Origin of the sequence: Pseudomonas sp. (genome assembly GCF_049645325.1) — a bacterium.
In the GTDB taxonomy this organism is placed as follows: Bacteria; Pseudomonadota; Gammaproteobacteria; order Pseudomonadales; family Pseudomonadaceae; genus Aquipseudomonas.
Genome location: NZ_JBARTQ010000139.1, coordinates 1 through 7221 on the forward strand (window position 1 = coordinate 1; position 7221 = coordinate 7221).

Sequence of the window (7221 nt, forward strand, 5' to 3'; positions counted from 1 at the left end):
GTATCACTGAATGACCGAGGCGCTCGCATCGCAGGCAAGCCAGCTCCCACATTGATCGCGTCCAGGCCGAGGACGTGTTGTTCCATAAGGGACAAACAACAAGGGGGCGAATCTTCATCCGCCCCCTGTGTGTCCGCTTATTCCTGCGGTTCTTCTTCGTCTGCAGCAGCATCGAGGGTGGGCTCGTCGACAGTGTCATCGGCATCGCCGATCACTTGCCCCTCAAGCGCAATCCCTTCTTCGCCTTCCAGCTCTTCGCCTTCGACTTCCGACGGTTCCTGAACTCGCTCCAGGCCTACCAGGGTCTCGTCGCTGGCCAGCTTGATCAGCGTCACGCCCTGGGTGTTTCGGCCCAGGCTCGACACTTCATCAACCCGGGTACGTACCAGGGTGCCCTGGTCGGAAATCAGCATGATTTCCTCGCCATCGAGCACCTGCACCGCGCCAACCAGACGGCCGTTGCGGTCGTTGCTGACCATGGCGATAACACCTTGGCCGCCACGCTTGTACTCAGGGAACTCGCTGATGGCCGTACGCTTGCCGTAACCACGGGCCGACGCGGTGAGGATCTCACTGCCTTCTTCCGGGATCAGCATCGAAATCAGCTTCTGCCCTTCCGGCAGACGCATGCCGCGCACACCGCGGGCGGTACGGCCCATGGCACGAACGTCGGATTCCTTGAAGCGTGTCACTTTGCCGCCGTCGGAGAACAGCATGACTTCACGCTCGCCATCGGTAATGGCGGCAGAGATCAATACGTCGCCTTCATCCAGCTCCAGGGCGATCAAGCCCACGCTGCGTTGACGGCTGAAGGATTCCAGCGGGGTCTTCTTCACGGTGCCCTTGGCGGTGGCCATGAAGATGAAGTGACCTTCGGTGTACTCATCGACCGGCAGCATGGTGGTGATGTATTCATCACTGTCCAGCGGCAGCAGGTTGACCAGCGGACGACCACGGGCAGCGCGGGACGCTTCCGGGATTTCGTAGGTTTTCAGCCAATACACCTTGCCCTTGCTGGAGAACAGCAGCAGCGTGGTGTGGCTGTTGGCAACCAGCAGGTGAGCGATGTAGTCCTCATCCTTCACGCCAGTAGCCGATTTACCTTTACCACCACGACGCTGGGCCTGGTACGCAGCCAATGGCTGGGTCTTGGCATAGCCACCGTGGGAGATGGTCACCACGCGATCTTCTTCCGGGATCATGTCACCCAGGGTCAGGTCGAGGCGGGCATCGAGGATTTCGGTGCGGCGCACGTCGCCGTATTCGGCGCGGATCACTTCCAGTTCTTCGCGGATCACTTCCATCAGGCGCACAGCGCTGTTGAGGATGCGGATCAGCTCGCCGATCTGGTTGAGAATCTCCTGGTACTCGGCCAGCAGCTTCTCGTGCTCCAGACCGGTCAGGCGGTGCAGGCGCAGTTCGAGGATGGCCTGGGCCTGTTCCGGCGAGAGGAAGTACTTGCCGTCGCGCAGGCCGTACTGTGGGTCCAGGGTCTCGGGACGGCACGAATCGGCACCGGCACGTTCAACCATCGCCACGACGGCGCTGGATTCCCACGGCATCTTGATCAGCGCTTCTTTCGCTTCCGACGGGGTCGGCGAGGCTTTGATCAGGGCGATGACCGGGTCGATGTTCGACAGCGCAACCGCCTGGCCTTCCAGGATGTGGCCGCGTTCGCGGGCCTTGCGCAGTTCGAACACGGTACGGCGGGTCACCACTTCGCGGCGGTGACGCACGAAGGCTTCCAGCAGGTCCTTGAGGTTCAGGATGCGCGGGCGGCCGTCGATCAGCGCGACAACGTTGATACCAAACACGCTTTGCAGCTGGGTCTGGGCGTAGAGGTTGTTGAGGATCACCTCAGGCACTTCGCCACGACGCAGCTCGATCACCACGCGCATACCGTCTTTGTCAGACTCGTCACGCAGTTCGGTGATGCCTTCGAGCTTCTTCTCTTTAACCAGCTCGGCGATCTTCTCGATCAGACGCGCCTTGTTCAACTGGTAAGGAAGTTCGGTGATGACGATCTGCTGGCGGCCACCGACCTTGTCGATGTCTTCGATCATCGAGCGGGCGCGCATGTAAATGCGGCCGCGACCGGTGCGGTAGGCTTCGATGATGCCGGCGCGACCGTTGATGATCGCGGCAGTCGGGAAGTCCGGGCCGGGGATGTATTGCATCAGCTCATCGATGGTCAACTCAGGGTTGTCGATGAGGGCCAGGCAACCGTCGATGACTTCACCGAGGTTGTGTGGCGGGATGTTGGTGGCCATGCCCACGGCGATACCGCTGGAGCCGTTGACCAGCAGGTTGGGAATACGGGTCGGCATGACGGCCGGGATCATTTCGGTGCCGTCGTAGTTCGGCACCCAGTCCACGGTTTCTTTGTGCAGGTCAGCCAGCAACTCGTGCGCCAGCTTGGTCATGCGCACTTCGGTGTATCGCATGGCCGCAGCGTTATCGCCGTCGACCGAACCGAAGTTGCCCTGGCCGTCTACCAGCAGGTAGCGCAGGGAAAACGGCTGGGCCATCCGAACGATGGTGTCGTACACCGCAGTGTCGCCGTGAGGGTGATACTTACCGATCACGTCACCGACAACACGGGCAGATTTCTTGTACGGCTTGTTCCAGTCGTTACCCAGCTCGCTCATCGCGAACAGCACACGCCGGTGCACGGGCTTCAAGCCATCGCGCGCATCAGGCAGTGCCCGACCGACAATTACGCTCATCGCGTAGTCGAGGTAGGACTGTTTCAGCTCGTCTTCGATATTGACCGGGAGGATTTCTTTGGCCAGTTCGCCCATGAGAAGCCTGATTCCTTTTTCGGGTGAAACCTCGTCACATCCATATGGGACGAACGAAGCTCGCCGCTGCCGGCACAGTGCCTGACAACGACTTACGACAAATCAACGAGTTATGACACGGATCTGCACGTTATAGGCAGCCCCTCGGGGCAACCCTGGAAACCGCCGGATGTTATCACAATCGCCGCCACGCACCTATCCCCCTGATGCGCATGGAGCATAGTAAGTTGACGGATGACAGGCTTGAGGGGGACGAGAGAGGCTCAGAGATGGATTGGTACTATTTTTTGAGGGCGGATCCGAGGGTTTTGTTGACTTTCAGGGCCAATCGCGGGCAAGCCCGCTCCCACAGGTTGAGGTGTGAACACGATTAATGTGTGAGCTGGCTTGCCTGCAATGACAATTTCCCCGGCGCCACCCCCATCAGTGCAGGCGCTTGCGGCACATCAACTTGGCCAGCTTGGCGGTGTCCGGCCGCTCCACAATGCCCCTCTCGGTCACGATCACGTCGATCAGGTCGGCCGGCGTCACATCAAACACCGGGTTATACGCCGCCACATCGGCAGCGAAACGCTGGCCGGCAACCTCCAGCAACTCGTCGGCATCACGCTCTTCCAGGGCCACGTCATCGCCAGTGGCCATCATCAAGTCGAGGGTCGAACTCGGCGCCACCACCATGAAGCGCACGCCATGGTGCATCGCGCACACGGCCAGTTGATAGGTGCCGATCTTGCCGATCACATCACCGTTGGCCGCAATGCAATCGGCGCCGACGATCACCCAGGTCACGCCCTTGGTCTTGAGGATATGCGCGCCTGCCGAGTCGGCATTGATCGTCACCGGAATTCCCTCACCCGCCAATTCCCAGGCGGTCAGCCGCGACCCTTGCAGCCACGGGCGGGTTTCGTTGGCGTAAACCTGCTCGACCATGCCTTCGAGGAACGCCGCGCGAATCACCCCGAGGGCTGTGCCCACTCCGCCGGTCGCCAGGGCGCCCGCGTTGCCATGGGTCAGGATCGCCTGGGCATTGCCCTGATGCTTGCGGATCAACTCGACGCCCAACTGCGCCATGGTCAGGTTGGCTTCCCGATCACTTTCATGGATGGCAATGGCTTCGGCTTCCAGCACCGCCAACGGGTCGGCGTGCTTCTTGAGGCGGTCCAGGCGGTCGCGCATGCGCTTCAAGGCCCAGAACAGGTTCGATGCGGTGGGGCGAGCATCGGCCAGCAGCGCGTAGTCTTCTTCCCACGCGGCCTGCCAGTCACCGCCCTCGGCGATCCGCTCACGGGCGGCGAGCACCAAACCATAGGCGGCGCTGATGCCAATGGCCGGCGCGCCACGCACCACCATCGTGCGAATGGCCGCAGCCACCTCTTCGACCGTCGAACAGGCGACCCAGCTTTCCCGGGACGGCAAGGCACGCTGATCGAGCAGGTGCAGCGCGCCATCACGCCAAGCGATGGCCTTCACTTTCTCTGCAGCCAACAGTCGGTCGCGCATCCCTTACCCCGCACTCATGAAGAAAAGCCGCCGATTATAGCGATCCGCCAGCCAGGACGCTCGGGTATACTTCGCCCTTCTTTTATAGCTGCCCGGGAAGAAGCCTGCGATGACCTCCACTGCCGCCCCGCTCGACCTGTTGCTGCTGCCCACCTGGCTGGTACCTGTCGAACCTGCCGGCGTGGTGCTCAAGCAACACGGCCTGGGCATCCGCGACGGGCGCATCGCCTTTATCGGGCCACGGGCTGCGGCCTTGAAGCTGGCGGCCACTGAAGTACGCGAGCTGCCGGGCATGCTGCTGAGCCCCGGTTTGATCAATGCCCACGGCCATGCGGCAATGAGCCTGTTTCGCGGCCTGGCCGACGACTTGCCGCTGATGACCTGGCTGGAAAAACACATCTGGCCCGCCGAAGCCAAATGGGTCGATGAAGCGTTCGTGCGCGACGGCACAGACCTGGCCATCGCCGAGCAGCTCAAGGGCGGCATTACCTGCTTCTCCGACATGTATTTCTACCCCAAGGTCGCCAGCGATTGCGTGCACAACAGCGGCATGCGCGCGCAGATCGCGATTCCGATCCTCGACTTCCCGATTCCCGGCGCCAGCACGCCGGATGAGGCGATTCGCCAGGGTGTCGAGCTGTTCAGCGACCTCAAGCACCACCCCCGCATCAAGATCACCTTCGGCCCGCACGCGCCGTACACCGTGTGCGATGAGAACCTGGAAAAAATCCGCATCATTGCCGAAGAGCTCGACGCGTCGATTCATATGCACGTGCACGAAACCGCCTTTGAAGTGCAGCAAGCCGTGGAGCAGACCGGCGAGCGCCCATTGGCGCGCCTGGGTCGCCTGGGGTTGCTGGGCCCACGCTTTCAGGCCGTTCATATGACCCAAATCAGCGAGGATGACCTGGCTTTGCTGGTAGAAAGCAACACCAGCATCATCCATTGCCCGGAATCGAACCTGAAACTGGCCAGCGGCTTTTGCCCGGTGGAGCGTCTGTGGCAGGCTGGGGTCAATGTGGCGATCGGCACCGATGGCGCCGCCAGCAACAATGACCTCGACCTGTTGGGCGAAACCCGCACCGCCGCGATGCTGGCCAAGGCCGTGGCCGGTTCGGCCACCGCCCTGGACGCCCACCGCGCGCTGCGCATGGCCACGCTCAACGGCGCTCGCGCCTTGGGCCTGGACAGCGAGATTGGCTCGCTGGAGGTTGGCAAGGCCGCCGACATCGTCGCCTTCGATCTGTCGGGGCTGGCGCAACAACCGATCTACGATCCGGTCTCACAACTTATATATGCCACCGGGCGCGATTGCGTGAAACACCTTTGGGTCGCCGGCAAGCAGTTGCTCGACGACCGGCAATTGACCCGCATGGATGAACAACAGTTGACCGCCACGGCCATTGCCTGGGGCCAACGCATCAGCGGGCACAGCGAATAACGCCGGGTTTGAACCTACGCTTCAACCCCGGCAAACCGATTTATCAGATTTAGAGGATTCACCATGAGCAACGTCGACCACGCCGAAATCGCCAAATTCGAAGCCCTGGCTCACCGCTGGTGGGACCGTGAAAGCGAGTTCAAACCGCTGCACGACATCAACCCGCTGCGGGTCAACTGGATTGACGAGCGCGTCAACCTGGCCGGCAAAAAGGTACTCGACGTCGGCTGCGGCGGCGGCATCCTCAGCGAGGCCATGGCCCAGCGCGGCGCCACGGTGATGGGCATCGACATGGGCGAAGCGCCGTTGGCCGTGGCTCAACTGCACCAACTGGAATCCGGCGTGAGCGTGGAATACCGCCAGATCACCGCTGAAGACCTGGCCGAGGAAATGCCCGAGCAGTTCGACGTGGTCACCTGCCTTGAGATGCTCGAACACGTGCCGGACCCGTCCTCGGTGATTCGTGCCTGTTTCCGCATGGTCAAGCCGGGCGGCCAGGTGTTCTTCTCCACCATCAACCGCAACCCCAAGGCCTACCTGTTCGCGATCATCGGCGCCGAATACATCATGAAGTTGCTGCCGCGCGGCACCCACGACTTCAAGAAATTCATCCGCCCAAGCGAACTGGGCGCCTGGAGCCGTCAGGCCGGCCTGAGCGTGAAAGACATCATCGGCCTGACCTACAACCCGCTGACCAAGCACTACAAGCTTGCCAGCGACGTTGACGTCAACTACATGATCCAGACCCTGCGCGAGGAGTAAGCCTGTGAAGTTGCGAGCAGTTCTCTTCGACATGGATGGCACCCTGCTGGACACCGCACCGGACTTTATCGCCATCTGCCAGGCCATGCGCGCCGACCGTGGTCTGGAGCCGATCAACCCGCAGCACGTCCGCGATGAAATCTCCGGTGGTGCGCGGGCGATGGTCGCCGTGACCTTCTCGATGGACCCGGAATCCCCAGGCTTCGAGGAATTGCGCCAGGAGTTTCTGGAGCGTTACCTCAAAGGCTGCGCGATCCACAGCAAATTGTTCGACGGCATGGCCGAATTGCTCGCAGACATCGAAAAGTCCAACCTGGTCTGGGGCGTGGTCACCAACAAGCCGCTGCGCTTTGCCGAACCGATCATGCAGCAGCTGGGCCTGGCCGAGCGCTCGGCGCTGCTGATCTGCCCGGACCACGTGAAGAACAGCAAGCCAGACCCCGAGCCGCTGATTTTGGCGTGCAAGATGCTTGATCTTGACCCGGCCAGCGTGCTGTTCGTGGGCGACGACCTGCGCGACATCGAGTCTGGCCGCGACGCCGGCACCCGCACCGCCGCGGTCACGTTCGGCTATATCCACCCCGACGACAACCCGCGCAACTGGGGTGCCGACGTGGTGGTGGACCACCCGCTGGAACTGCGCAAGGTGCTGGATAACGCATTGTGCAGTTGCTGACCCTGATCGAGGTTTAAAATGTGGGAGCGGGCTTGCTCGCG

General features: G+C 61.8%; 5 protein-coding genes. 3 read left to right on the forward strand and 2 right to left on the reverse strand.

The window, feature by feature from the left end; genetic code table 11:
- Nucleotides 1–137: 137 nt before the first annotated feature.
- Together gyrA and mtnA are read right to left on the reverse strand one after the other, a co-directional pair.
- The gene (gyrA, locus tag WBB95_RS06150; RefSeq protein ID WP_424486753.1) at nucleotides 138–2801 is read right to left on the reverse strand and encodes a DNA gyrase subunit A; all 2664 of its coding nucleotides are present in this window, start codon (nucleotides 2799–2801) and stop codon (nucleotides 138–140) included.
- A 423-nt stretch (nucleotides 2802–3224) separates the two neighbouring features.
- Entirely contained in the window at nucleotides 3225–4301 is a 1077-nt protein-coding gene (gene mtnA / locus WBB95_RS06155) for an S-methyl-5-thioribose-1-phosphate isomerase (RefSeq protein WP_424486754.1), read from the reverse strand.
- A 109-nt stretch (nucleotides 4302–4410) separates the two neighbouring features.
- On the opposite strand from mtnA, the gene WBB95_RS06160 reads away from it, so the two are divergent.
- The 3 genes from WBB95_RS06160 to mupP all read left to right on the forward strand — a co-directional run bounded on the left by WBB95_RS06160 (nucleotide 4411) and on the right by mupP (nucleotide 7180).
- The gene (locus tag WBB95_RS06160) at nucleotides 4411–5742 is read left to right on the forward strand and encodes a TRZ/ATZ family hydrolase (RefSeq protein WP_424486755.1); all 1332 of its coding nucleotides are present in this window, start codon (nucleotides 4411–4413) and stop codon (nucleotides 5740–5742) included.
- Between the two features lie 63 nt (nucleotides 5743–5805).
- Nucleotides 5806–6504 (forward strand): bifunctional 2-polyprenyl-6-hydroxyphenol methylase/3-demethylubiquinol 3-O-methyltransferase UbiG, encoded by a 699-nt coding sequence (gene ubiG / locus WBB95_RS06165; protein WP_424486756.1) that lies wholly within the window; start codon nucleotides 5806–5808, stop codon nucleotides 6502–6504.
- Nucleotides 6505–6508: 4 nt separating this feature from the next.
- Entirely contained in the window at nucleotides 6509–7180 is a 672-nt protein-coding gene (gene mupP, locus WBB95_RS06170) for an N-acetylmuramic acid 6-phosphate phosphatase MupP (RefSeq protein WP_424486757.1), read from the forward strand.
- The last annotated feature ends 41 nt before the right edge of the window (nucleotides 7181–7221 follow it).

Bases quoted from the DNA above. Each gene is read 5' to 3' on its own strand.
- WBB95_RS06160 (WP_424486755.1), top strand. From the start codon at position 4,411: ATGACCTCCACTGCCGCCCCGCTCGACCTGTTGCTGCTGCCCACCTGG.
- gyrA (WP_424486753.1), bottom strand. From the start codon at position 2,801: ATGGGCGAACTGGCCAAAGAAATCCTCCCGGTCAATATCGAAGACGAG.
- mtnA (WP_424486754.1), bottom strand. From the start codon at position 4,301: ATGCGCGACCGACTGTTGGCTGCAGAGAAAGTGAAGGCCATCGCTTGG.
- ubiG (WP_424486756.1), top strand. From the start codon at position 5,806: ATGAGCAACGTCGACCACGCCGAAATCGCCAAATTCGAAGCCCTGGCT.